The sequence below is a fragment of the Curtobacterium luteum genome (assembly GCF_001475545.1).
Taxonomy (GTDB): Bacteria; Actinomycetota; Actinomycetes; order Actinomycetales; family Microbacteriaceae; genus Curtobacterium; species Curtobacterium luteum_A.
This window is the reverse complement of record NZ_LDQC01000048.1, coordinates 19,127-42,493: the sequence shown is the minus strand read 5'-3', so window position 1 is coordinate 42,493 and position 23,367 is coordinate 19,127. Positions and strand designations below refer to the sequence as shown.

General features: G+C 72.7%; 27 protein-coding genes. 7 read left to right on the top strand and 20 right to left on the bottom strand.

The window, feature by feature from the left end:
- Nucleotides 1–2: 2 nt before the first annotated feature.
- The 3 genes from kdpA to NS184_RS09100 form a co-directional block, all read right to left on the bottom strand.
- The gene (gene kdpA, locus NS184_RS09110) at nucleotides 3–1,685 is read right to left on the bottom strand and encodes a potassium-transporting ATPase subunit KdpA (protein ID WP_058725803.1); all 1,683 of its coding nucleotides are present in this window, start codon (nucleotides 1,683–1,685) and stop codon (nucleotides 3–5) included.
- On the bottom strand, nucleotides 1,685–1,774 hold the full coding sequence (kdpF, locus tag NS184_RS09105; protein WP_042724093.1) for a K(+)-transporting ATPase subunit F: 90 nt from the start codon (nucleotides 1,772–1,774) through the stop codon (nucleotides 1,685–1,687). The genes kdpA and kdpF overlap by 1 nt, the downstream gene beginning before the upstream one ends.
- 226 nt (nucleotides 1,775–2,000) lie before the next feature.
- Entirely contained in the window at nucleotides 2,001–2,942 is a 942-nt protein-coding gene (locus NS184_RS09100) for a helix-turn-helix transcriptional regulator (RefSeq protein WP_058725802.1), read from the bottom strand.
- 61 nt (nucleotides 2,943–3,003) lie between these two features.
- Between NS184_RS09100 and NS184_RS09095 the strand changes: the two genes are divergently transcribed.
- Both NS184_RS09095 and NS184_RS09090 read left to right on the top strand, forming a co-directional pair.
- A complete protein-coding gene (locus NS184_RS09095) occupies nucleotides 3,004–3,423 on the top strand; it encodes a VOC family protein (RefSeq protein ID WP_058725801.1) in 420 nt (139 codons plus the stop codon).
- A 52-nt stretch (nucleotides 3,424–3,475) separates the two neighbouring features.
- Nucleotides 3,476–3,988 (top strand): hypothetical protein, encoded by a 513-nt coding sequence (locus NS184_RS09090; protein WP_058725800.1) that lies wholly within the window; start codon nucleotides 3,476–3,478, stop codon nucleotides 3,986–3,988.
- Between the two features lie 24 nt (nucleotides 3,989–4,012).
- Here NS184_RS09090 and NS184_RS09085 read toward each other — a convergent pair whose 3' ends face one another.
- The 3 genes from NS184_RS09085 to NS184_RS09075 form a co-directional block, all read right to left on the bottom strand.
- A complete protein-coding gene (locus NS184_RS09085; protein ID WP_058725799.1) occupies nucleotides 4,013–4,459 on the bottom strand; it encodes a hypothetical protein in 447 nt (148 codons plus the stop codon).
- 73 nt (nucleotides 4,460–4,532) lie between these two features.
- On the bottom strand, nucleotides 4,533–5,090 hold the full coding sequence (locus NS184_RS09080) for a GNAT family N-acetyltransferase (protein WP_058725798.1): 558 nt from the start codon (nucleotides 5,088–5,090) through the stop codon (nucleotides 4,533–4,535).
- The gene (locus tag NS184_RS09075) at nucleotides 5,087–5,932 is read right to left on the bottom strand and encodes a putative RNA methyltransferase (RefSeq protein ID WP_083513577.1); all 846 of its coding nucleotides are present in this window, start codon (nucleotides 5,930–5,932) and stop codon (nucleotides 5,087–5,089) included. The genes NS184_RS09080 and NS184_RS09075 overlap by 4 nt, the downstream gene beginning before the upstream one ends.
- Before the next feature lie 54 nt (nucleotides 5,933–5,986).
- Between NS184_RS09075 and NS184_RS09070 the strand changes: the two genes are divergently transcribed.
- Both NS184_RS09070 and NS184_RS09065 read left to right on the top strand, forming a co-directional pair.
- A complete protein-coding gene (locus NS184_RS09070) occupies nucleotides 5,987–6,607 on the top strand; it encodes a CG0192-related protein (RefSeq protein WP_058725796.1) in 621 nt (206 codons plus the stop codon).
- A gap of 61 nt (nucleotides 6,608–6,668) precedes the next feature.
- Nucleotides 6,669–7,595, top strand: coding sequence for an aldo/keto reductase (locus NS184_RS09065; protein WP_152998149.1), 927 nt, complete (start codon nucleotides 6,669–6,671; stop codon nucleotides 7,593–7,595).
- A 113-nt stretch (nucleotides 7,596–7,708) separates the two neighbouring features.
- Here the strand turns inward: NS184_RS09065 and NS184_RS09060 are convergent, their stop codons facing one another.
- From NS184_RS09060 to NS184_RS09030, 7 genes are read right to left on the bottom strand one after another with little or no spacing between them, the layout of a single operon-like run.
- Nucleotides 7,709–7,909 (bottom strand): hypothetical protein, encoded by a 201-nt coding sequence (locus NS184_RS09060; RefSeq protein WP_152998148.1) that lies wholly within the window; start codon nucleotides 7,907–7,909, stop codon nucleotides 7,709–7,711.
- Nucleotides 7,910–7,955: 46 nt separating this feature from the next.
- Nucleotides 7,956–8,186 (bottom strand): hypothetical protein, encoded by a 231-nt coding sequence (locus tag NS184_RS09055; protein ID WP_058725794.1) that lies wholly within the window; start codon nucleotides 8,184–8,186, stop codon nucleotides 7,956–7,958.
- 34 nt (nucleotides 8,187–8,220) lie between these two features.
- Nucleotides 8,221–11,361 (bottom strand): GH92 family glycosyl hydrolase, encoded by a 3,141-nt coding sequence (locus NS184_RS09050; protein WP_242863011.1) that lies wholly within the window; start codon nucleotides 11,359–11,361, stop codon nucleotides 8,221–8,223.
- A gap of 36 nt (nucleotides 11,362–11,397) precedes the next feature.
- Nucleotides 11,398–13,047 carry a serine/threonine-protein kinase gene (locus NS184_RS09045; RefSeq protein ID WP_058725793.1) on the bottom strand — a complete coding sequence of 550 codons (1,650 nt, stop codon included), beginning with the start codon at nucleotides 13,045–13,047 and terminating at the stop codon, nucleotides 11,398–11,400.
- Between the two features lie 10 nt (nucleotides 13,048–13,057).
- Nucleotides 13,058–13,864 carry a phosphatase PAP2 family protein gene (locus NS184_RS09040; RefSeq protein ID WP_058725792.1) on the bottom strand — a complete coding sequence of 269 codons (807 nt, stop codon included), beginning with the start codon at nucleotides 13,862–13,864 and terminating at the stop codon, nucleotides 13,058–13,060.
- A gap of 38 nt (nucleotides 13,865–13,902) precedes the next feature.
- Nucleotides 13,903–15,591, bottom strand: coding sequence for a bifunctional 3'-5' exonuclease/DNA polymerase (locus NS184_RS09035; protein ID WP_058725791.1), 1,689 nt, complete (start codon nucleotides 15,589–15,591; stop codon nucleotides 13,903–13,905).
- Nucleotides 15,592–15,631: 40 nt separating this feature from the next.
- A complete protein-coding gene (locus NS184_RS09030; RefSeq protein ID WP_058725790.1) occupies nucleotides 15,632–15,844 on the bottom strand; it encodes a hypothetical protein in 213 nt (70 codons plus the stop codon).
- A gap of 83 nt (nucleotides 15,845–15,927) precedes the next feature.
- On the opposite strand from NS184_RS09030, the gene NS184_RS09025 reads away from it, so the two are divergent.
- On the top strand, nucleotides 15,928–16,176 hold the full coding sequence (locus NS184_RS09025; RefSeq protein ID WP_058725789.1) for a hypothetical protein: 249 nt from the start codon (nucleotides 15,928–15,930) through the stop codon (nucleotides 16,174–16,176).
- Here the strand turns inward: NS184_RS09025 and NS184_RS09020 are convergent.
- The 3 genes from NS184_RS09020 to NS184_RS09010 all read right to left on the bottom strand — a co-directional run bounded on the left by NS184_RS09020 (nucleotide 16,157) and on the right by NS184_RS09010 (nucleotide 18,817).
- Nucleotides 16,157–17,542, bottom strand: a complete 1,386-nt coding sequence (locus tag NS184_RS09020) for an L-serine ammonia-lyase (protein ID WP_058725788.1) — start codon at nucleotides 17,540–17,542, stop codon at nucleotides 16,157–16,159. The two genes, NS184_RS09025 and NS184_RS09020, sit on opposite strands and share 20 nt — an antisense overlap.
- 44 nt (nucleotides 17,543–17,586) lie before the next feature.
- Nucleotides 17,587–17,799: a PspC domain-containing protein gene (locus NS184_RS09015; RefSeq protein ID WP_058725835.1), complete on the bottom strand. Its 213-nt coding sequence runs from the start codon at nucleotides 17,797–17,799 to the stop codon at nucleotides 17,587–17,589.
- A gap of 79 nt (nucleotides 17,800–17,878) precedes the next feature.
- Nucleotides 17,879–18,817 carry an NADP-dependent oxidoreductase gene (locus tag NS184_RS09010; protein WP_242863010.1) on the bottom strand — a complete coding sequence of 313 codons (939 nt, stop codon included), beginning with the start codon at nucleotides 18,815–18,817 and terminating at the stop codon, nucleotides 17,879–17,881.
- A gap of 76 nt (nucleotides 18,818–18,893) precedes the next feature.
- Here NS184_RS09010 and NS184_RS09005 point away from each other — a divergent pair, with 76 nt between their 5' ends.
- Nucleotides 18,894–19,712, top strand: coding sequence for a shikimate 5-dehydrogenase (locus tag NS184_RS09005; protein ID WP_058725787.1), 819 nt, complete (start codon nucleotides 18,894–18,896; stop codon nucleotides 19,710–19,712).
- A 64-nt stretch (nucleotides 19,713–19,776) separates the two neighbouring features.
- On the opposite strand, the gene NS184_RS09000 is transcribed toward NS184_RS09005, so the two are convergent.
- Genes NS184_RS09000 through NS184_RS17850 form a run of 3 tightly spaced genes read right to left on the bottom strand, consistent with a single transcriptional unit; the run spans nucleotide 19,777 to nucleotide 22,390 of the window.
- Nucleotides 19,777–20,220: an SRPBCC family protein gene (locus tag NS184_RS09000; RefSeq protein WP_058725786.1), complete on the bottom strand. Its 444-nt coding sequence runs from the start codon at nucleotides 20,218–20,220 to the stop codon at nucleotides 19,777–19,779.
- Between the two features lie 3 nt (nucleotides 20,221–20,223).
- Complete coding sequence (locus tag NS184_RS08995; RefSeq protein WP_058725785.1) at nucleotides 20,224–21,669, bottom strand: phytoene desaturase family protein; 1,446 nt, start codon at nucleotides 21,667–21,669, stop codon at nucleotides 20,224–20,226.
- A 49-nt stretch (nucleotides 21,670–21,718) separates the two neighbouring features.
- The gene (locus NS184_RS17850) at nucleotides 21,719–22,390 is read right to left on the bottom strand and encodes a hypothetical protein (protein ID WP_058725784.1); all 672 of its coding nucleotides are present in this window, start codon (nucleotides 22,388–22,390) and stop codon (nucleotides 21,719–21,721) included.
- Between the two features lie 102 nt (nucleotides 22,391–22,492).
- On the opposite strand from NS184_RS17850, the gene NS184_RS08985 reads away from it, so the two are divergent.
- Nucleotides 22,493–22,768 carry a hypothetical protein gene (locus NS184_RS08985; protein ID WP_058725783.1) on the top strand — a complete coding sequence of 92 codons (276 nt, stop codon included), beginning with the start codon at nucleotides 22,493–22,495 and terminating at the stop codon, nucleotides 22,766–22,768.
- 61 nt (nucleotides 22,769–22,829) lie between these two features.
- On the opposite strand, the gene NS184_RS08980 is transcribed toward NS184_RS08985, so the two are convergent.
- Nucleotides 22,830–23,357, bottom strand: a complete 528-nt coding sequence (locus NS184_RS08980; RefSeq protein ID WP_058725782.1) for a GNAT family N-acetyltransferase — start codon at nucleotides 23,355–23,357, stop codon at nucleotides 22,830–22,832.
- Between the last annotated feature and the right edge of the window lie 10 nt (nucleotides 23,358–23,367).

The window sequence follows — 23,367 nt, the reverse complement described above, 5'->3', positions numbered from 1 at the left end:
GTTCATCGTGCGAGCGCTTCTGCGAGGGGTCCCAGTGCGAGCACCGGGAAGTAGGTGAGGGCGGTGACGATGACGGCCACGCCCCCGAGGAGGCCGATGAACAGCGGCCGGTGCGTCGGGAGGGTGCCGGAGGTCGCCGGGACCTTGTCCTGCTGGGCGAGCGAGCCGGCGAGGGCCAGCACGAGCACCATCGGCAGGAAGCGGCCGAGGAGCATCACGACGCCGAGCGAGGAGTTCATCCACGTCGTGTTCGCGGTGAGGCCGCCGAACGCCGAGCCGTTGTTGTTCGCGCCGGAGGTGTAGGCGTAGAGCAGCTCGGAGAGGCCGTGGTTGCCCGGGTTGAAGATCGACGTGCCGACGACCTGCTCGCGCACCCCGGGGATCACGAGGGACAACCCGGTGGCGAGCAGCACGAGCGTCGGGGTGACGAGGATGTACAGCGCGGCGAAGGTCATCTCGCGGGCGCGGATCTTCTTGCCGAGGTACTCCGGCGTGCGGCCGACGAGCAGGCCGCCGATGAAGACCGTGATCACGGCGAGGACGAGCATGCCGTAGAGGCCGGATCCCGTTCCACCGGGGCTGATCTCGCCGAGCATCATGTTGAGCAGCGCCATCATCCCGCCGATCGGCGTGAAGCTGTCGTGCATGGCGTTCACGGCGCCGGTGGACGTGGAGGTCGTCGCGGTGGCGAACAGCGTCGATCCGAGGATGCCGAACCGGGCCTCCTTGCCCTCCATCGCCGCGCCGGCCGCGTGGGTGGCCGTGCCGCCCCCGCCGAGCTCGGCGATCGACATCACCGAGAGCGAGACCAGGAAGATGCTGCCCATCACCGCGAGGATCGCGTACCCCTGACGGTCGTCGCCGACGAGCCGGCCGAACGTCCGCGGCAGGGAGAACGGGATGACCAGCATGAGGAAGACCTCGAGGAGGCTCGTCCACGCCTGCGGGTTCTCGAACGGGTGCGCGGAGTTCGCGTTGAAGTAGCCGCCGCCGTTCGTGCCGAGCTCCTTGATGGCCTCCTGCGAGGCGACGAAGCCGTTCGGGATGTGCTGGGTCCCACCGGCGAGGGTGGTCACGTCCGTGCCGGCTCCCCAGGACTGGACGACACCGCCCGCGATGAGCACGATCGCGAAGACGAAGGCACCCGGCAGCAGGAGCCGGACCGTGCCGCGCACGACGTCCACCCACACGTTGCCGAGCACGCCCGACTTCCGACGCGCGAACCCGCGGACGAGCGCCACGGCGACCGCGAGGCCGACCGCTGCGGACAGGAAGTTCTGGACGGCGAGTCCGGCCATCTGGACGCTGTAGCCCACGGTCGCCTCGGGCGAGTACGACTGCCAGTTCGTGTTCGCCACGAAGGACGCCGCGGTGTTGAACGCGAGCGACGGCCCGACGTTCGGCAACCCCAGGTCGCCCGGCAGCACGACCTGGATGCGCTGCAGGAGGTAGACGACGAGCAGCCCGACGACACTGAACAGCAGGACGCCCCGCAGGTAGGCGGGCCAGGACTGCTCGGCGTCGGGGTCGACGCCGATGACCCGGTACACCCCGCGCTCGACACGACTGTGCCGGACGGGCGTGTAGACGCTCGCCATCCAGTCACCCACGGGGCGGTAGCAGACGACGAGCAGCAGGACGAGGAGTGCGACCTGGGCGATCCCGGCCCACGTGTCCCCGCTCATCAGAACTTCTCCGGCCGGACGAGCGCCCAGACGAGGTAGACGACAGCGGCGACGCCGAGGACGGCCGCGGCGATGGTGATGCCGATCACAGCCGCTCCAGCCCCTTGGCGATGAGGGCGACCACGCCGAACACGGCGAGGACACCGGCGACGACGAACACGTCGAACACGAGGACTCCGTAGGTTGCACGGGCCCGGCACCGGGCGGTGCGGACCGCACCATTCCTGGTGCGTCACCGATCGTGCGACCGGTGTCGCGCCTCCAGGCCGGTCCTAACGGATCCCTGACGGCGTCCTGACGGACGCATGCGCGGTCCTAACGGGACGCCTCCGCGAGCCGGGCCGACAGTGCCCCCGTGGCTGTCCGGAACACCGTCGGTCCCAGCACGGTGAAGTCGACCGCGAAGCCTGCGACCCGTGCCGCCAGCGCCTCCCACGACCACGATCCGATCGTCAGACGACAGCGGTCCGGGCCGGACTCGACGAGGTCGTCCGCCGCGTCGACGTAGGGCGCGACGGCGCTCGCCGGACAGTGCAGCTCGACGGTGCCGGTGCACGGCCAGGCGTCCGCCACGGCAGAGCCCTTGAAACGCGCCGCCACGAAGGACGCCGGGTCGCCGCCGGGCACCGGCCGCGGCACGAACCGCAGCCTCGTCGGTGCCCGCGGCGTGATGCGGTCGACCCGGAACGTCCGCCAGTCCGACCGCTCGGGGTCCCACGCGAGGAGGTACCAGCGACCGTGCCGTGCGACCACCGCGTGCGGTTCGACCCGGCGGGGGTGCTCGTCCGGTCCGTAGCCGAACCGCAGCACCTCGTGCGCGGAGACCGCCCGGCTGACCTCGACGAGCACGTCCGGGTCGACGGTCGTCCGGGTGGCACTCGTCACGACGTCGATCGCACCGACACGGTTCCGGAGCCGTTCGGGCAGCACCTGCCGGATCGTCGCGAGCGCACGGACGGCCCCCTCGGCGATGTCGGCGCCCGATGCCGGGGCCACCGCGAGGGCGACGGCGATCGCGACCGCCTGGTCGTCGTCGAACAGCAGCGGCGGGAGGTCCGCACCCGGGGCGAGCCGGTACCCGCCGGCCGGGCCCCGGAGCGCCTCGATCCGGTACCCGAGCTCCCGGAGCCGGTCGACGTCGCGGCGGAGAGTGCGCGGGCTGACGTCGAGGCGCCCGGCGAGTTCGTCGCCCGGCCAGTCCCGGTGCACCTGCAGCAGGGACAGCAGCGTCAGCATGCGTGAGGACGGTCCGGCCATGCAACGAGTATCCGTCGAGAAGCGGTCACGATCTGACCGCATTGCTCGACATGCTCGTCCCATGAGCATCGAGACCACGACCCACATCAACTTCGACGGACAGGCCCGCGAGGCCCTCGACCACTACGCCAGCGTGTTCGGCGGCGAGGTCGCGTCCATGACCTACGGCGCGATGGGCGCCACCGACGAGCCCGCCTGGGCCGACCGGATCGTCTTCGGCCAGGTGACGACCGAGGCCGGCTTCCGGATCATGGCCTTCGACGTGTGGCCCGGACAGCCGTACGACCAGGGCAGCAACGCGTTCTACGTGTACGTGCACGGCGACGACGCGGCCGAGGTCGAGCGGTACTGGGCGGGTCTCCTCGACGGCGCCGAGGTCCGGCAGCCGCTCGGCCCGTCGGCGTGGGCACCGCTCGCCGGACAGCTCCGCGACCGCTTCGGGGTCGTGTGGGCGCTCGACGTCGCCGCTCCACAGGGCTGACGGGTTTCCGGAGCACTTCTCGACGGAAATCGGCAACCGGTACGGTGCCGGGATGCCCGAGTACCGACCGATGCCCGGCTACGAGCTCGGCGAGGGGTGGACCGGGGCGCGGCGACGTCGCTCCCGGTCTGCCCGCGTCCGTCGGTGGGCCGGGCCTCCGCTCGGGCTGCTGGCGCTCGCGGCTGCGTGCCTGCTCGTGCACTGGTACGCGGGCATCGCGCACACCGTCGTCTGGGAGTGCGCGGTGTCGTCGTGCGGGACGGACGATCCCCGCTCCTTCGCGCCGATCGGCTCGTGGGCACTCGTCGTCCTCGCGGCGTTCGGCTTCTGGACCCTGCCCGGCCGCGGCTGGTGGGTCGGTGCGGCGATCCTCCTGTTCGGGGTCGTCGCTGCGTGGTCGATCGACTGGTGGCGGGCGCCGGGCATCGACGTCGAGCTGTTCGTCACCTCGATCGCGGCGACGATCGTCGGTGCGCTGTGGCTGCTCGTGCAGTTCGGTCGCGCGGTCGATCGTGCACGTGGTCGGGCACACGTCGCTCGTCGGCGGGCAGCCAGGGGCGAGTGACGGTCGGTCCGGGGCTCGTGCAGGTCAGCGAGCGACCGTGAAGGTCTGCGACGGACCCGCGCAGCTCGCGTCGTCCGGGCACGTCGAGTAGTCCCAGTTCGCGATCGACACCCACGCAGCACCGGGCTCCAGGTCCGCAGGCAGCGGGACGGACACCGACCACGATCCGTCGAACGCGTCGTCCGAACGCGCGGCATCGGCGAACGCGGTGTCCTCCGGCACGTCCTCGCCCCCGTGCCGCACCTCGATCCGCCACCCGCCGTCCGGCACGTCCACGTCGCACTCGTCCGTCGTGGCGAACGTCACGGTCTCGCCGGCCCGCGCGGTGTCCGGAGTCACCGTGAACCGCGGGAGGCAGCCGGTCGTCGGACCGAACACCGGCGACGCGGAGCACCCCGCCAGCGCAGTGCTCGCTCCGACGATCAGCAGGAGGAGGGCTGCGACGCCGCGAGCCCGACGACGATTCGACACACCGTCATCATGCCGTACCCGCGTCGCGGCGGCCGAACGACCGCCGATCGGCAGTCGCGTGGCCGGTCGCTCGTCAGGGTTGCCTCGGGTCGGTCTCGAGCATGCTCATGGTCACCGCGTCGATCCACTCGTCCTCGTACCGCAGCACCTCGCGGGCGCGCCCCTCGACCACGAAGCCGATCTTCTCGTAGGACCGTTGCGCGGCAGGGTTGAACGCGTAGACCTCGAGCGAGATCCGGTGCAGACCGACGACGTCGAACGCCCACGCCACCACGGCCCGCCCGGCCTCGGTGCCGATCCCGTGCCCCCGGAGCGACGGACCCACGAGGGCGATCCGGTAGTTCATCGAACGGTCGTCCTCCTCGAGTTCGTTGAGGACCACCTCGCCGAGGTACGCACCGTCCGGCCCGGTGATCGCGAAGTCCGCCCGGTCCTCGGCGCCGGGAAGCCCTGCGAGGTGCGCTCCGACCTGTTCGCGGGTGAAGGAGGTGCGGGTGCCGGTGAGCCGCATCGCGTCCTCGTCCGCGAGGCCGGCCATCACCGCGTCGAGGTGGTCCGGGCCGAGTTGCGACAGCATCAGCCGCGCGGTGCGGAGGGTCGGCTGGGCGGCGAGGTGGTCTGGGATCGTCATCGCGCCGGGCTCCAGGTACTGATCGTCACCGCCGCCGTCACGGCCGTCGGGCGGAACACCGCATCCGCGGCGACGTGGTGGTGACTCGGACCCATGTGCACGACGTCGTGCACGTCCTCGGCGCTGAGTTCCATCGTCCACGTCAGGTCCTCGGAGGACCGACGCACGAACGACGGGGACAGCGAGTCGTGCAGGCGGCGCTCCTTCTCCGGGTCGACCGAGATGGTCGCCTCCGCGAGCTCCGCCAGGTGCCCGGCGCGCGGGGTCACGACGACGAGCACGCCGTCGGCGTGCAGGACGCGCGCGTACTCCGTCTGGTTGCGTGGCGCGAACACGTCCAGCAGGACCGCGGCGGCGCCGTCGACGACCGGGAGGCGCTCGGTCACGTCCCCGACGACGGCTCCCGCGCGCACGTGGACGCGTGCCGCACGCCGGATCGCGACGGGCGAGAGGTCCAGCGCGACCCCGAGCCGGGGCTCCAGCGATGCGCCCGGAGCGGCCACGGGCCTCCCGTCCGGCGCTTGCAGCGCATGCGCGAGGTAGGTGCCCGGCCCGGACCCGACGTCGAGGACGATGCCGGAGGCCGTCGCCGCCGCGACGACCGCGGCGAGCGCCCGCTCGACCGGCGCGTAGTGCCCGCGGCCGAGGAACCGCACCCGCGCGTCGACCATCTCCGGGGTGTCCGCGGTGAGTGCGCGACGCTTGGCGGGCAGGAGTGTGAGGTGCCCCTGCTTCGCCTCGTCGAAGCGGTGCCCGTTCCCGCAGCCGACCTGCCCGTCGACACGGCCGAGCGGCTCGGCGCAGACGGGGCAGGCGAGCACGGGGAGCAGGTCGTCGCGCACCCTCCCAGCGTAGGGCCGCTCCGAGCACTGAGCGTTGCTCGGTAGGTTCGGGTCATGGCGATCATCCACCGCGCGGACCTCCGACCGTCCAAGGCCGAGGCACTCGCCGCCTGGCTGCCGTCCCAGGCCTGGAGCGGGGTGACGGCGGGCGAAGGAGTCGAGGTCGTCGGTCGCTTCCGGCTCGACGACCCGGACGGCGAGGTCGGGATCGAGACGATCGTCGTGCGCACCGCCTCGGGGCGGCTCCTGCACACGCCGCTGACCTACCGGGGTGCTCCGCTCGACCGGGCGGACGCGTTCCTGGTGACCGAGATGGACCACTCGGTGCTCGGCCGCCGGTGGGTGTACGACGCCACCGGCGACCCGGTCTACGCGGACGTGGTCCGACGCGCGATCGCGACCGGCGGGCACGAGGCCGAGCTCGAGCGCGCGGACGGCTCGGGCTCGTGGGACAAGGAGAGCACGGCGGTCGGCAGCGGGTCGGCTGCGTCGTCGCCCACGGTGACAGCGGTCGAGACCCGGACGGAGGAGGGCGAGACGACGATCGACACCGGGCACGGCGAGCTGGTCGTCCTCCGCGTGGTCGGGTCGCCCGTGCCGTCCGGCGAGACCCTGCGCGCGACCTGGCCGACCGGCGCCGGAGTGCTCGTGGTGCTCGCGGAGCCGTCGGCCTGACGGCTCACGGGGTACCGGCAGTGCCTGCCGCGGGGATGGTCCGGCTGGCAGGATCGGTGACGTGAAGACACTGGAGTTGCCACAGACCGACCTCACCGCGTCCGACGTCGTCGTCGGCCTCATGCGGATCAACGACATGAGCGACGAGGACGTCCGCTCGCTGTACTCAGCGTCGCGTGACGCGGGCGTCACGATGTTCGACCACGCCGCGATCTACGGCGGCTGGCACGGCTGCGAGGCTCGGTTCGCCGAAGCCGTGACGCTCTCGCCGTCCGAGCGCTCCGAGATCGTGCTCCAGACGAAGGTCGGCATCCGACAGGGGTACTTCGACTTCTCGTACGAGCACATCCTGTCGTCGGTCGAGGAATCCCTCGCTGCCCTTCGTACCGACTACATCGACGTCCTGCTGCTGCACCGCCCCGACGCCCTCGTGGAGCCGGAGGAGGTCGCCAAGGCGTTCGACGAGCTGCACGCCGCGGGCAAGGTGCACCACTTCGGTGTCTCGAACCACACGCCCGGCCAGGTCGACCTGCTGCGTCGTTCGGTGAACCAGCCGCTCGCGTTCAACCAGGTACAGCTGAGCATCACGCACGCGAACGTCATCGCGCAGGGCGTCGCGGCGAACATGGGTGGCCTCGACCAGTCCGTCGACCGGGACAACGACATCCTCAACCACTCGCGCCTCAACGACATCACGCTGCAGGCGTGGTCGCCGTTCCAGAAGGGCTTCTTCGACGGGGTCTTCCTCGGCGACCGCGAGCACTACGCGGAGCTGAACGACGTGCTCGACGAGGTCGCGGCGGCGCACGGCGTCACGCCGACCGGCATCGCGGTGGCGTGGATCACCCGGCACCCGGCGCACTTCCAGGTCGTGCTCGGCACGACGAACCCGCAGCGTGTGCGGGACTCGGCGGCGGGTTCGGACGTCGTGCTCTCGCGCGAGGAGTGGTACCGCATCTTCACGGCGGCGGGGCACACCGTCCCCTGACGGGTCACCGTCCAGTCCGGTCGAACCACGTTCCCGACGTCGAACCAGCCTCCGCGGTCGGTTCGACGTCGGAAACGTGGTTCGTCACGACGTGGAGAACGTCGCTGACGGGATCAGTCCTCGGACGGGGGTGTCGGCACGGCGACGTCCACCGGGGACACGCGCGCCGGGTCGGCCGACGCTCCCCCGACGACGTCGAACGAGATGCCGAGCTCCGCAGCGGTCTCCTCGTCGAGTTCGAGTCCGTCTTCCTTCACCTGGTCCTCGGGGATGGCTCGGCCACCGGACGGGTCCCACGAGTTCGCGATCGACATGCGGCCGAGCATGCCCGACGCGCATGGCAATCCGCCAAGAGGCGGGTCAGAGGTCGTCCGGGTGGAGCCGGTCCCCCGCCTGCGGGCGCCGGACCACCGGGCCGCCGCCGGCCTCGTCCTCGTCGTGGTGATCGGCCGGCGAGACACTCGGGTCGCCGGCGTCGGGCCCGACGTCGGCGCCGCGGTCCTCCTCCACCTCGAGCTCGGTGGCGTCGGAGCCGTCCACGGGGACGGACGCGCCGGGCTGCTCCGGATCGAACGGTGTGCTCATCGACATGGGCCGAGCATGCTCCCGACCGGTGAACGGCGGGTCAACGCTGTCCGTCCGCCGCGATCAGCTCGAGCTGCGTCAGCGCGACGTCGGTCACCGCCGAGAACGTGAACGCCGACCCCGTGCCCTCCAGCCGGAAGACCCGCGTCTGCCCGGCCCAGGCGAACTCGGCGTCGTGCACCGACGACTGCGCCGTTCCGAGGCCGACGTCCCACGAGTACGTGCCCGGCGCCTCGACCGTGACGGTGTACAGCGACACCGGCACCGACGGCACCTCGAACGTCGCGGACGCCCCCGCGGCGAGCGCCGTCGCGGTCCGACCGGTGTCGTCGATCAGCGGGGAGACGCCGACCGGCAGCAGGTCGACCGGGGTGTCCCGGAAGCCGTGGACGTCGGACGCCGAGACCGGGCGCGTGTCGGACGCCCACCCGGTGGGCTCCGGGGACAGCGTGAACGCGATGGTCGACGCCGCGGCGAGGACCTCGTGCGGGATGCTGACGGACTCCCAGGGCGCCCCGTCCACGGTGACCGACGCGACGTACCCGCCCACCGGACCGGACACGACCTCGATCACGGTCGGCGTGGCACTGCCGTCCGACGAGGCGGGGCGCACGACGGTCCGACGCACCGACGGCGGCACGAGCACGTAGGTCCCCGTCGAGGGCGCCAGCGGGTACAGGCCGATCGTCGCGAAGACGTACCAGGCGCTCATCTCGCCGTTGTCCTCGTCGCCGGGGTAGCCCTGCCCGAGGTCCGAGCCGACGAACAGGCGGTCCAGGGCCGAGCGGACGATGCGGTGCGCGTCGTCGTGCCGCCCGGTGAACATCGGGAAGAACGGGATGTGGTGGGCCGGCTGGTTCGACAGCCCGAGCATGCCCATCCGGACGTCGCGCGCCTCGGTCATCTCGTGGATCGGGAAGCCGTAGGAGCCGGAGCGCGCGGTCGATCCGGTCTCGGGTGTGGTGAAGAACGTGTCGAGGGCGGCGTCGAACCGTGCGGGTCCGCCGTGCAGGTCGACGACACCGGCGCCGTCGTGCGGAGCGGTGAACGCGGTGCCCCAGGCGTTCGTCTCGGTGTAGTCGTCGCCCCAGTCGCGAGGGTCGAACTCCGTGCCCACCCTCCAGGTCCCCTCGGGGTCGCGCCCGATGAAGAAGCCGCGCTCGGCGTCGAACACGTTGCGGTACTGCAGCGAGCGGCGGGCGAACCACTCGTGCTCGGCGAGCAGACGCTCCCGTTCGGCGTCGGTGGACGCACGACGAGCGAGCAGGTCCGCCATGACGGCGAGGCCCCAGTCGTTGATCGCGGCGTCGAGGGTCCAGCTCATCCCCTCGTGGGTCGCGGTGTCGACGTGGCCGCGGAAGGCACCCGGGAGGCTCCCCTTCCGCCCGACACGCTCGTCACGCGGCGGGACGGTCGCGTTGCGCACCGCGCTCCGGTACGCCGCCGCGAGGTCGAAGCCGGGGATGCCCTTCGCCGCGAGGTCGGCGAAGACGGTGTCGCTCGTGGTGCCGGTCATGCAGTCCTCGGCGCCGGGTGCACTCCACCGGGGCGTCCACCCGCCGTCGTGGTGGTGCTCGACGAACCCTTGTGCGAGCTCGCCGGCGGTGTCCGGGGTGAGGAGCCCGAGCAGCGGCCACGCCGTGCGGTACGTGTCCCGGAACCCGTTCGTCGTGGTGAACAGCCCCTCGACGACCTCGGGACCGGGTTCGTCGCGGATCGGCGACGCCTGCACCGATCCGTACGGGGACCGGTGGCGCGGCACGCCGTCGCGGGCGGTCTCGCCGGCACGGTTCGGGTAGAGGAAGAGCCGGTGGAGGCCCGAGTACAGCGCGGTCAGCTGGTCCGGGCTCGCCCCCTCGAACGACATGGTGGCCAGCTCGGCGGTCCACCGCTCCTCGGCGTGCGCGCGCATCGTGTCGTGGTCGCCCGCCGCGTCGAGGTTGGCCCGGGCATCCTCGATCGACACCGTGGAGATGCCGAGCAGGACGTCGACGTCGCCGTCGACCGTGAGCCACCCGCGCAGCTCGTGCTCCCCGAGGCGCGTGTGGTCAGCGGTCACCCGCGGGACGCGCACGTGCACGTGGTGCGGGGGCGTCCCCGGCCGGTCGTCGAGCAGGCACTCGACCACGGCCGTGCCGTCGGTGATCGTCACCGAGACGTCGGACACGCGACCGTGGTGGTCGAGCACCACGCTGCGTGTGCCCGTGAAACGGAAACCGAGGGCGAACTCCCCCGCGGTGACCTCGGCCGTGACGCCGTGGTCGAGCGCGACCCGGTAGCGGTGCGGACCGTCCTGCTCGTCGTCGTGGTCGAACCCGAGCGCCCGTGCGGTCCGGTCGGGGTCCGGGGTGTCGAGCGGGGACGGCATGACCTGGAACACGCCGCGGTCCCCCATCCACGGCGACGGGATGTGGCTCGTCGCGAAGGCCTGGATCGCCGGACGGACCCGTCCGGCGTCGTCGACGACCGAGTGCTCCTGGTAGGCGTACGGCCACCGGTTGCTCGACGCATCGGTCATCGGCAGCCCGAAGACCCCGCCGTGCGGCAGGCCGACGAGCGGCGCGTTGTTGCCGCGGGAGAACCGGGACGACGCCTGCGTGCCCCGGGTCGTGCGGACGTGGTCGAGCGGCGTCTCCGGAGCGGGCCGAGCCGGGCCGAGCCGGACGTCGTCGAGCCATCCGCGGAGTGCCGGACGCTCGCCGTCGCCGGTCGGGTGCGGCGTGGCGGAGCCGAGCCGTGCCTCCAGGCGGTCCACCACCCGGCCTGCGAGCGGCGTGAGGTCCACAGCCCGGCGGTTCCACTGGTCGACCCACTGCTTGCGTGCGGCGTCCTGGGCGTCCGGTGTCAGCGCGTCGCCGTACTGATCGCGTGCCGTGTCGCTCAGCCGTGTGCCGTCGGTGCAGACGAGGTCGACGCCGAACGCGGTGGCGTCCCAGAAGTGCGGGAGGTCGGCTTCGGTGGGTTCGGTCAGGCCCTCCGGGAGGGTCCGCTCGGGGAACCACACCCACGACAGTTCGTCGCCGGGCGCGATCGTGCGGCCGGCGAACCCGGGCACGACCCCCTCGGTCGGGCCGGCTCCGGACGGTCGTTCGACCAGCCAGGCCTCCGCCGAGGCGTACCCGACACCGTTGCGTGCCGCGACGGCCGTCGTCGGCCCGCCGCTCCGTTGCAGCTCTTCCACACGACGAGCCTATTTGCTCCATCGACTGGAGGAAACCTACCCGCCGTGTCCGGGCGCGTTGCCGGAGTTGCCCGGGCCGGCGCCGGGGCCCGTGTCACGCCCGTTGCCCGGTCCGGTGTCGGCTGCGGTGTCCGTACTGTCCTGGGGAGCCTCGACCGGGTTCGACGCCGGACTCGACGGCTCGGGGAGTCCGGACGGCACCGGATCCTCCGAGGGTTCCTCGCTGGGTTCGGCGGGCTCGCTCGGCTGGTCTTCGGGCGAGCTCGGCTGGTCTTCGGGCTCGCTCGGCTGCTGCTCCGGCTGGCTCGGCTGTTCCTCGGGCTGGCTCGGCTCGGTGCTCGGCTGCTGGTCGTCGGGACTCGTCGTGCTCGACTCGGTCGGGGCCGGTGTCGATCCGGGGCCGAGAGCGGCCACCGCGGCGACGATGCCCGCGATGACGAGCACGGCGATCACGATGGCGAGGACGATCGGTCCACGGCGACGGCGACGGTCGTCCTCGTCCGGTCGCCCGGCCGGTCCGCCGGCCGGTGGACGGGGCGGCGCGCTGCCGGCTGCGCCGCCACCGGTTCCTGCCGCTCCGGCACCTGCCGCTCCGGCACCGGCTGCTCCGGCTCCTGCTGCTCCGGCTCCGGCTGCTCCGAGCACGGTGGTCGCCACGTCGTCCGACCGGGAGGCACGGGCCGCCGGCATCACGCGGGTCGCGTCATCCGGTCGGTCGGCCGGGTCCATGGGTGCGGTCGCGTCCATCCGGGCGGTCGCGGCCTGCGCGTCGTCCGGACGTGCCGCCGCCGCGGCGGCTGCCGCCGCTCCGGCGGCACCGGCGGCACCGGCGCGGGTCATCGCCCCGGGCGCGCCCGGCAGGAGCTGCGTCGCCGGTGCCACGTCGTCGCGCCCCAGGGCCTGGAGTCGCTCGGCCGCCTCCGCTGCGGTGGGCCGCTCGTCGGGATCGGTGGCGGTCATGACGTGCAGGAGGGTGCGCCACGCGGTCGGGAGGTGCTGGTCGATCTCCGGGCTGCGGGCCAGTCGCGCGGTCGCGGACTCCACGGCGCTGCCCGGGAACGGCCGCTTGCCGCTGAGGGTCTCGAGGAGCACCAGCCCGAGGGCGTACACGTCGGCCTTGCCCGTGATCGGCTGCCCCATCACCTGCTCCGGTGCGATGTAGGCGGCGGTGCCCATCACCGTGCCGGTCCCGGTGACCCGAGCGGAGTCGCGGAGCAGGGCGATGCCGAAGTCGGCGAGCTTGACGTGCGTGCCGTCGGACTCGAGCAGGACGTTCGCGGGCTTCACGTCGCGGTGGACGACGCCCTGCGCGTGGGCCGCGGCGAGGCCCTCGGCGATCTGCGCGCCGACGCGCGCGGTCGTCACGGTGTCGAGCGGCCCCTCGCGGAGCCGGGTCGCGAGGTCGCTGCCCGGGACGAGCTCCATGATCAGGTACGAGTCGCCGTCGACGTCGTCGAGCGCAGCGTCGTACAGGGTCACGAGCGCCGGACTGCGCAGCGACGCGAGGACCTGGATCTCCGCCTCGGCCCGCGCGCGTTCCCCGTGGTCGACGGGCCCGATACGGAACACCTTGACCGCGACCTCACGTCCGAGCATCTCGTCGACCGCCCGGTAGACGGAGGCCATGCCGCCGTGCCCGAGCGTGCCCGTGACGCGGTACCTGCCGCCGAAGACCCGTTCCTCCATGTCCGGCAACCTACCGGGGTGACCTGACGGGCCGCGCACCACGGCGGAGCGCCGTCAGGTACAGGCGGTGCGCGGTGACGACGAGCGCGAGCCACGCCAGCCCGAGCGCCCACGCCGCCAGCACGTCGGTGAGCCAGTGGTGCCCGAGGAACACCCGCGACGCACCGATCGAGAGCACGAACAGCGCCCCGACGGCGATCGTCCACACCCGCACGACCAACCGGGACTGCCGGAGGACGAGCAGGTAGACGATCGTCCCGACCACCACCGTGGCGTTGAGCGTGTGCCCGGACGGGAAGGACGCGGAGTGCTCGTACGGGGGCACCGCGTCGGCGAGGGGCGGACGAGCACGCCCGATCAGGTCCTTGCCGGCGACGGTCATGAGCAGCGAACCACCGCTCGCGGAGACGAGCAGGACCACCGGCGTCCACGCCCGGCGCTGGATCGTGAAGCCGACCAGGAACCCGACGGCGACGATCGGCATCCCGACGGTGCCGGCCACGTCCGTCCACCACGTGACGAGCGTGTCCGCGGTCGGCGACCGGAGCGTGAGCACCCAGTCGAGCACCGGCCGGTCGAGCACCGCGACGTCGTCCCCGGCGCGGACGGCGTCGTACACCTCGGACGCGGCCCAGGTCGCCGTGACGGCCACGGCGATGCCGATCGCCAGGGTGAGCACGAGCACGGGGAGCGCCCCGTAGCGGTGCCCCAGGGCTGCCCAGGTGTCAGCGACCGTCCGACCCGCGCGGGTCCGCCACCGGGTGAGGTCGACGTCGCCGACGTGCTCGTCGGGCGCCTCCGCGTGGGTCTGGTCCATCGACCCACCCTGCCCGGTCGTCGGTGTGGGCGGCCGGATCAGTCCTTCGCGTCGGCGTACGACTCGACCACCGCGACGCTCAGCGGGAACGTCACCGGGAAGTCCCGGAAGAGCAGCTGGCCGGCGTCGACCGCTGCAGCGCGCACCTGGTCGGCGACCCACCCGGCGTGCTCGGCCGGCGCGTGAACCACGATCTCGTCGTGGACGAAGAACACCAGGTGCGGCCCAGCCGTCACCGGCCCCGGGAAGCGTGCGGCGAGGCGCGTCCGCAGCGAGCCCATCCACGCGAGCGCCCACTCGGCGGCGGTCCCCTGCACGACGAAGTTCCGGGTGAACCGCCCCCAGCTCCGGGCCCGCGACTCGACGGCCCGCTGCATCGCCGGGGTGCCCTCCACCGCGTACGCGCGGTTGCGCGCCTCGAACCAGGACGGGTCCGGCACGGGCGACGTCCGACCGAGCAGGGTGGTGACGGGCTCGCCGCGCTCCCCCGCCCGGGCGGCACGCTCCACGAGTGCCAGTGCCTGCGGGAACGCCCGGGCGAGCCGGGGCACGAGCCGACCCCCCTCGCCCTGGGTCGCGCCGTACATCGCGCCGAGCATCGCGCCCTTCGCCTGCTGCCGGGTCTCGACCGCCCCCGAGGCGACGACGCCGTCGTAGAGGTCGCGGCCGTCGCCGGCCGCCGCCATCGCACGGTCCTCCGCCATCGCCGCGAGCACACGTGGTTCCAGCTGGGCGGCGTCGGCCACCACGAGCTTCCAGCCGTCGTCGGCGACCACGGCGCTGCGGATGCCCTTCGGCAGCTGCATCGCCCCGCCACCGTCCGCGGCCCACCGTCCGGTCACGACACCGCCCACGACGTACTTCGGGTGGAACCGGCCGTCGCGGACCCAGTCGTCGAGCCACGTCCACCCGTTCGCCGTGACGAGCCGAGCGAGCCGCTTGTACTCGAGCAGCGGTTCGACGACCGGGTGGTCGAGCTCGCGGAGCTCCCACTTGCGGGTGCTCGAGACGGTCAGGCCTGCGCGCCGGAGCGACCGGAGGACGTCCGCGGGCGAGTCGGGGTTCAGGCCGGGGTCGTCGAGACGCTCACGGATCACGGACGCGATCTCCTCGAGGCGACGGGGCCGGACGCCGTACGGCACCCGCGGCCCGAGCTCCTGCTCGAGCAACCGTTCGTGGACGTCGACGCGCCACGGGAGCCCGGCGTGCAGCATCTCCGCCGCCACGAGCGCCCCGGCCGACTCCGCGGTCAGGAGCAGCCGCAGCGCGCTCGGCGCGGTCGACGCTGCGACGGCGTCGAGCTGCGCCCGGAACTCCGCGACCGGGTCCAGCGCGTCGTCCGGCACCGGCGCGGCGAAGAGCGCGTCGTCGAAGAGCCGGGCCTGCGTCGGTTCGGTGACCCGTGCCTCCAGTGCGGGTGGCGCGTCGAGCGCATCGGGCGGGGAGGTCTGCAGCGCCGTCCCGCGCGCGGCGAGGGCGCCCCGCAGGACCCGACGACCGAGCCGCAGGTCGACGCAGCGCCCGACGCGGCCACCGGCCGCCAGGACGGCCGGGTACCAGCGGGCAGTGTCGTCCCACACCCAGCGCACGCCCGGTCCGTCGTGGGCCGCGACGAAGGCCGGGAGGCCCTGGTCGCTCACCCGGACGGCCTCGCCCCCGGCGGTCCCCGCGTCCGTCAGGGGCGTCGCGGAGACGCCGCCGTCGACGCGGCTGAGGACGTGGTGCACGGGACGATCATGCCGTGGACCACCGTCCCCGGTCGGTCGGTCACTCCCCCGGGCGGACCGCCGCGGTGTCGGCGACGTCGATCCGGACGTCGCCGTCCGGCGCCTCGGACACCTCGACGCGGGGGTCCGCGTCGTGCTCATCGGACCCGGACATGCGTCGGAGGGTGTCCTGCCGTCGCTCCTCGAAGGACATGTCCACGCCGTCGTCGAGGTGGTCGCGGTCGGGGTGCTGGTGTCCGTCGTGGTCGGTCATGGGGCCGACCGTACGCGGCGCCGATGAACGTGATGATGGTTCGACGATTCTGCGTCTTCCGGACAATCGGCGATGATGGAGCGGTGCAACAGACCATCGATGACCACGAGTCGTGGCTGGAGGTGCCCGCTGACGAGGTCCCCGTGAACGCGACCGTCCGCTACGACGACCGCGGCGAGCGCCTCGTCGGCACCGTGGTGGACGAGCTCGCGACCCCCGGTGCGACCGCCCTCGTGGTGCTCGACGCCGAGGGCGCCCCGAGGGTCGTGCCCGTCGAGGCGCGGCTCGAGATGCGGGTGGGCGGGAAGCGGCTCAGCACAGCGGGACGTTGACCGCCAGACCACCCATCGCGGTCTCCTTGTACTTCGACGACATGTCCGCTCCGGTCTGCCGCATGGTCTCGACGACCTGGTCGAGCGACACGTGGTGGACGCCGTCGCCGCGCAGGGCCATCCGCGCGGCGTTGATCGCCTTGTTCGCGGCGATCGCGTTCCGTTCGATGCAGGGGATCTGCACGAGACCGCCGATCGGGTCGCAGGTCAGCCCGAGGTTGTGCTCCATCGCGATCTCCGCCGCGTTCTCGACCTGCTCCGGGGTGCCGCCGAGGACCTCCGCGAGCCCGGCGGCCGCCATCGACGCCGCCGAGCCGACCTCGCCCTGGCAGCCGACCTCGGCGCCGGAGATCGACGCCCGCTCCTTGTAGATCGAGCCGACCGCACCGGCCGTGAGCAGGAACCGGACCACGGCGTCGTCACGGCGGTCCGCGGTGATCTCGGGGACGTAGGTGAGCGCGTACGACAGGACCGCGGGGATGATCCCGGCTGCGCCGTTCGTCGGGGCCGTGACGACCCGGCCGCCGGTCGCGTTCTCCTCGTTGACGGCCATCGCGACGAGGTTCACCCACTCCATCGCGAAGAGCGGATCGTGGTCGGGGTCGTCGCGGACGAGCTGCTCGTACCAGGTCGCCGAGCGGCGCCGGACGTCGAGGCCGCCGGGGAGGGTGCCGGTCCGACGCACCGAACGCTCGACGCACTGCTCCATGACGGTGTGGATGCCGAGGAGCCGCTCACGGACGGCGGCCTCGGACGTGTCGAGGGCGACCTCGTTCGCGAGCGCGATGCCGCTGACGGGCAGGCCGGAGCGCGCGCACTCCACCAGGAGCTCGGCGCCGCTGGAGAACGGGTGGGGCACGTGGTCGTCGACCGGGATGGCAGCCTCAGCGACCTCGGCGGCGTCGGTCTCGCCGTCGCGGGTGATGAACCCGCCGCCGATCGAGTAGTAGGTCTCGTCGGCGAGCACGCTCCCGTCGGCACCGCTCGCCCGGAGCCGCATGCCGTTCGGGTGACGCGGCAGCATCGTCAGCGGGTGGAGCACGATGTCCGCGAGCCGGAACGGCACCGTCGTACCGTTCGCCAGCCGGAGCGCACCCGCGCGTTCGAGCTCCTCGAGGTCGAGCGCCATCCGGTCGGGGTCCACCGTCTCGGGGTCGGCACCGGTGAGGCCGGCCGCGACCGCACCGAGCGTCCCGTGCCCGTGGCCGGTCGAGGCCAGCGAACCGTAGAGGTCGACCCGGACGCCGACGACACCCGCGGTGGGCAGAGCGGCGGCGAAGGCGGCTCCGGCGCGCATCGGTCCCACCGTGTGGGAACTCGACGGGCCGACACCGATGCTGAACAGATCGAAGACGGAGACCGGCACGTCGCCACACTAGCCCGTCCGGACGGACGGGGCCTCAGCGCCGCTCAGCGGCGGCGGACGCGGCGCAGACGCTGGGAACCCTCGGCCGGCATGAGGATCCACAGCACGACGTAGAGGACCCAGAGCGGGCCGGGGAACAGGCTCAGGATCACCCAGACGACACGGACGAGCGCGCGGGACCAGCCGAGTCGGTCGGCGATGCCGGCGCAGACCCCGGCGAGGAGTCGGCCGGAACGGGGACGGAGGAAGGTGCTCATGCCGACCACGCTACGGATCGACGGGCGGCCGTGGCCACCCGGTCGACCCACGAGCCGGGGTGGGGTTGTCCCCCGGCCGTCACGGGACGAGGACGATCTTGCCGCGCGTGTGCCGCTGCTCGAGCTCGGCGTACGCGTCCTGCACGCGGTCGAGCGGGTAGGCCGCTGCGATCGGGACCTCGATGGCCCCGTCGGCGACCTGCAGCGCGAGCGCCCCGAGGATCTCCGGGTCCGCCGTGTCCGCGCTGCCCGAGGCCTTCGCCCCGAGCTCCGACGCCGCCTCGAACGCGATGATCGTCTCGATGCGGTCGACCGGGACCCCGAGCGCGACGCCGAGGTGCACGTACTCGGGACCGTAGGTGTCGATGAGCGCGTCGATGCCGTTCGTCGCCAGCTCGGTGATCCGATCCTGCAGACCGTCGCCGTACGTCACAGGCCGCGCACCCTTCGACCGGAGCCAGTCGTGGTTCGCCTCGGACGCGATCGCGATGACGTCGATGCCCTCGTTCGTCAGGAGCTGCGTGACGAAGCCGCCGACACCACCGGCGGCTCCGGAGACGACGACCGTCTCCCCCGGTCGCGGATCGACGGCGCGGACCGCAGCGGCCGCGGTGGTCGCGACGACGTCGAGCCCGCCGGCGACCTCCCACGAGAGTCGGTGCGGCTTCTGCACGACCTGACCGGCCGGCACGGACACGTACTCGGCCTGGCTCGACCGTTCCCACGACCAGCCGAGGACCTCCTCGCCCTCGTCGACGCCGTCGACACCCTCACCGACGGCCACGACGATGCCCGCGAAGTCGGTGCCCTGGCCCGACGGGAGCTTCGACGGGTCCTCGCCGTCGAACAGACCCTGACGGATCGCGGACTCCCCCGGGTTGATGCCGGCCGCTCGCACCCGGACGAGCACCCGGCCCGGCTCGACGGACGGCAGCGGGACCTCCTCCACGTGCAGGACGGATCGGTCACCCCACTCGGAGAACCGGACGGCGCGCATGGTGTCGGGGAGCTCTGCCATGCCCCCGACGGTACGCCAGGCGTCCGGTCCGCGGACATGGACCGCTCCATCAGCACCAGCATGGGAGACTGACGCCATGCCCATCCTCAACAAGGACATGCAGGTCTGCATGTCGCTGGCGGCCCGTCCGAGCAACATCGGCACCCGGTTCCACAACTTCCTGTACGACGAACTCGGGCTGAACTTCCTCTACAAGGCGTTCACGACCACCGACCTCCCCGGTGCCGTCGCGGGCATCCGAGCGCTCGGTATCCGCGGCTGCTCGGTGTCGATGCCCTTCAAGGAGGCGATCATCCCGCTCGTCGACGTCATCGAGGAGTCCGCGGCGGCGATCCAGTCCGTCAACACGGTCGTGAACGACGACGGCGTGCTCACCGCGTCGAACACCGACTACGAGGCCGTCGCGTCCCTGCTCGCGAGCCACGACGTCGACCGCTCGTCACGGGTGCTGCTGCGCGGGTCCGGCGGCATGGCCAAGGCCGTCACGGCGGCGTTCCGCGGCGCCGGGTTCGAGCACCTCACCGTGGTCGCCCGCAACGACGAGACCGGACCGGCCCTCGCGGCGCAGTACGGGTACGAGCGGGTCGCCGACGAGCGCGACGCCGGTGACGCCGACGTCCTCGTGAACGTCACGCCGCTCGGGATGCGCGGTGACGACGAGGACGCCCTCGCCTTCGCCGACGCCCGGATCGCCGCCGCGCACACCGTCTTCGACGTCGTCGCGTTCCCCTCCGAGACGCCGCTCGTCCGCGCGGGACGCGCGGCCGACAAGCACGTCATCACGGGCGCCGAGGTCATCGCCCTGCAGGCAGCGCGGCAGTTCGAGCGGTACACGGGCGTCGCCCTGACGGACGACCAGGTGCGTCGCGCGAGCGACTTCAGTCGCGCGGAGTAGCGACGTCCGTCGCCACCGGACGGGAGGCCCGTGGCGGCGCCGCCACGGGCCTCCCGTCCATCGTTCAGTCGCGCCCGGCGCGACCCGCGGCGACCCAGCCGAGCCGTCGGAGCGTCTCGCGGTTCCGCACCCAGATCGCCGGCTGCATGAGCAAGTCGGGAACGTACGAACCCGGTCCAGCGATCGCGTTCTCGACGATCGTGACCTTGCACCCGCGACGGTGCTCCTCCACCGTGAGCGCGACCCGGGCCTCGCCGATCGGCCAGCCCTTCGGCCGGATCGTCATCGCCCGGGGCGGGTCCCAGACCTCGACGGTCGTGGTGTCGTCGATGACGATCGGCCACACGCCGAACGAGTGGTGGATGCGGGTGCCGACCGCTGGCCACCCAGGGTCCTGCCCGCGCATCCGGGAGGCCCCGACCACCCAGGTCGTGAACAGCCAGCCGTCGCGCAGGACGTCGAAGACGTCCTCGGGCCGGCAGTGCAGGATGCGGACGTTCTTCGCCATGGGTCAGTCCTCCGGTGCGAGATCGACGTCGACGGGCAGGCCGAACGTGTGCCGCAGCGCGCTCTTCGCGGCGTGCCAACCGGCCATGCCGTGCACGCCGGGACCCGGCGCCGCGCTCTGGGATGCGAGGTACATGCCGCCGCCCATGCGCCACGGGTCCGACGACAGCACCGGGCGCTTGACGAGCTGCCAGAAGCTCGCCGCCCCCGCCGCGATGTCGCCGCCCTGGTAGTTGGGGTTGTACTCGGCCATCTGCACCGCCGTGCGGCTCGAGGCGTGCAGCACCAGGTCGCGGAAGCCCGGGGCGAACCGCTCGATCTGCCGGGTGACTGCCTCGGTCTGGTCGACGTCGGAGCCGGCCGGGACGTGCGCGTACGCCCAGAACACGTGCTTCCCCTCCGGGGCCCGGCTCGGGTCGACCACGGTGGGCTCCGAACCGAGGACGTACGGCCGCTCGGCGTGCTGCCCGCGGGCCACCGCACCCTCGGCTTCGGCGATCTCGGCACGCGTCCCGCCGATGTGCACCGTGCCGGCCTTCCGGAGCAGCTCGTTCTCCCACGGGACCGGCCCGGACAGCGCGAAGTCGACCTTGGCCGCGGCGTTGCCGAACCGGAAGTGCCGGAGTGCCCCGCGCTTCGGGGTCGGGATCTGCTTCCCCGCGATCCGGAGCATGCCCGGGACGCTCGTGTCGAAGAAGACGGCCTTGGCGGGGGTGAGGTCGCCGAGGCTGGTGACCTCACGGCCGGTCTCGATCGTGCCGCCGTGCGCGAGGAGGTCGGCAGCGAGCGCGTCGACGATCGCCTGGCTGCCGCCGATCGGGACGGGCCAGCCCCGGGCGTGGGCGTAGGAGCCGAGCGACAGGGCTGCCGCAGCCGTCGACAGGGAGGGCACGTGCTGGATCGAGTGCGCGGCGACGCCCGTGACCATCGCCGGTGCCACGTCCTCGCGGAACCGGGCGTTCCAGGCGCGTGTGCCCTGCTCGAGCGCCCGGAGGCCGAACTTCGCGACGGTCACCGGGTGCCGTGGGACGTGCAGGAGCGCGTCGGTCGCGAAGTCGGCGACCTGGTCGGAGTGCCGTGCCAGCGGGGCCATGAGCTGGTGGAACGCCGGACCGTCGGCACCGAGGCCAGCCGCGGTCTCGGCGATGTCCCGGTACGCGATGCCCGCACGGCCGCCGTCGAGCGGGTGGCCGTACTGGACCTCGGGCAGGCGCAGCTCGATGCGGTCCTCGAGCCGGAACGCGCGGAAGAACTCGGACTGCAGGGCCATCGGGTGCACGGCGGAGCAGACGTCGTGGCGGAACCCGGGCAGGGTCAGCTCGGCCGTCCGTGCTCCCCCGCCGATCGTGTCGTTCCGTTCGACGACCTCGACGCTCAGCCCGGCGCGCGCGAGCGTCACCGCTGCCGCGAGTCCGTTCGGCCCTGCTCCGACCACCACCGCATCCACCATGCAAACGAGCCTAGGGACGCGACCGTGCGCTCGCGCTCAGCAGTGAGCGTCAGGCGCGGGCAGTGTCGGCGTCAGCCGGGTCGGAGCCGTCCTCGTCGCCGTCGGCGTCGTCGGGCTCGTCGGGGTCCGGAGCGGTGGACCCGACCGGGTGCTCGGCGAGCAGGGTCGCGAAGTCCTCGTCGAGCATCTGCTGCAGGCGTTCGTCGCGGCCGATCTCGTAGTCGTCGGTCGGACGCTGCGCCCAGCCGAGTCGCCCGACGACCGTCGTGCCGATGTCGTCCCACGCGCGGGCCCGGGCCTGCAGCACGATGCCGTCGACGAACTTCTGGTCGTCACGACGGCGGTCCAGCAGGGCGGCGAGCTCCTCGTAGGTGGCCTCGCGCGTGCGGAGCTTGTGGTCGTCGCCACGGCGGTAGTCGTGCTGGTGCCGCGACCGGCCCTTCTGCTTGCTCGAGGTTGCACGGATCTCGCGCATCCGTGCGGCGTCCCCGCGCTGTTCCTCGGCCATCCGGTGGAGTTCCTGCCGGGCGGCGTCGGCGATGAGCGCGTGGTCGAAGTACCCCTGGTCGCGGAGGGCGTTCGTGATGATGCGGTTCGCGACCGCCACGACGATCGCGGCCTTTGCGATGAGGAACCCCTCGTCCACGGCTCGCTTCAGTTCGACCTGACTCACGGGTCGGTCGCGCACGTCGTTCTTGCTGCGTCGTCCGAACAGGGCCATGCGACGACGATACCGGCGACGGGCGAACGTCAACCGTTCGACGGACCCGGATCAGCGCTCGGGCGGACGACGCGCCACCACGTCGTCCGTAGTGTCGGGGCCATGACCACGTACCCGACTGCTCCCCGCACCGGCCTCGGGACGGCCAGCCTCGTCCTCGGCATCTGCTCGCTGCTCGCGGGCTGGACGTTCTTCGCCCCGGTCGTCGGACTCTGCCTCGGCATCGCCTCGCGGTCGCGGGAACCGATGGCCCGCGGCCGTGCCGGGTGGGGCATCCTGCTCAACCTCGTCGCACTCGCGGTGTGGATCCTCGTCGGCGCGCTGCTCGTCATCGGCGGGTCGTTCGCCGTCTGGCACGGGGTGACGACCGGCCGCTGACCGCCGCGCGGTACGACGCGACACGGCCCGGCACCGTGTGTCGGGAGCGTCGACGGACCGCTCAGAGCACGAGCCCGTACACCGCCACGTCCACCCGCCGCGATCCCAACGGCATCGCGCTCCGCAGCGTCCCCTCGTGGACGAACCCGAGCCGCTCGGCCAGCCGGCGGCTGCGCTCGTTGTCCACCGCCGTCCGGATCTCGACCCGCGCGCACCCCCGTGCCCGGGCCACGCCGACGAGGATCGTGGCTGCGCGACGGACGATGCCCCGTCCCTCCAGGCCGGCGTCGATCCAGTAGCCGAGCGATGCCTGGCCGAGGTACGGGTCGAACGCGAGCGACGCCGCCCCGACGATGCGGTCGTCCGACCGGATGACGCAGGGGAGCGACCGGTCCATGGCGTACTGGCCGAGCAGGTGCTCGGTGTGCATCGCGATCGTGTCGACGCTCTGCACCTGCCACGCCCAGGGTTCGGCTGCCCGGAGCCGGTCGAGGTTGGCGACGACGAGGTCGTGCAGCGGCTCGACCGTCGTGAGGTCGCGCAGCGTCAGCGTGCACCCGCCCCCGATGTCCCGTCCGAACGCCGCCACGGACCCGACA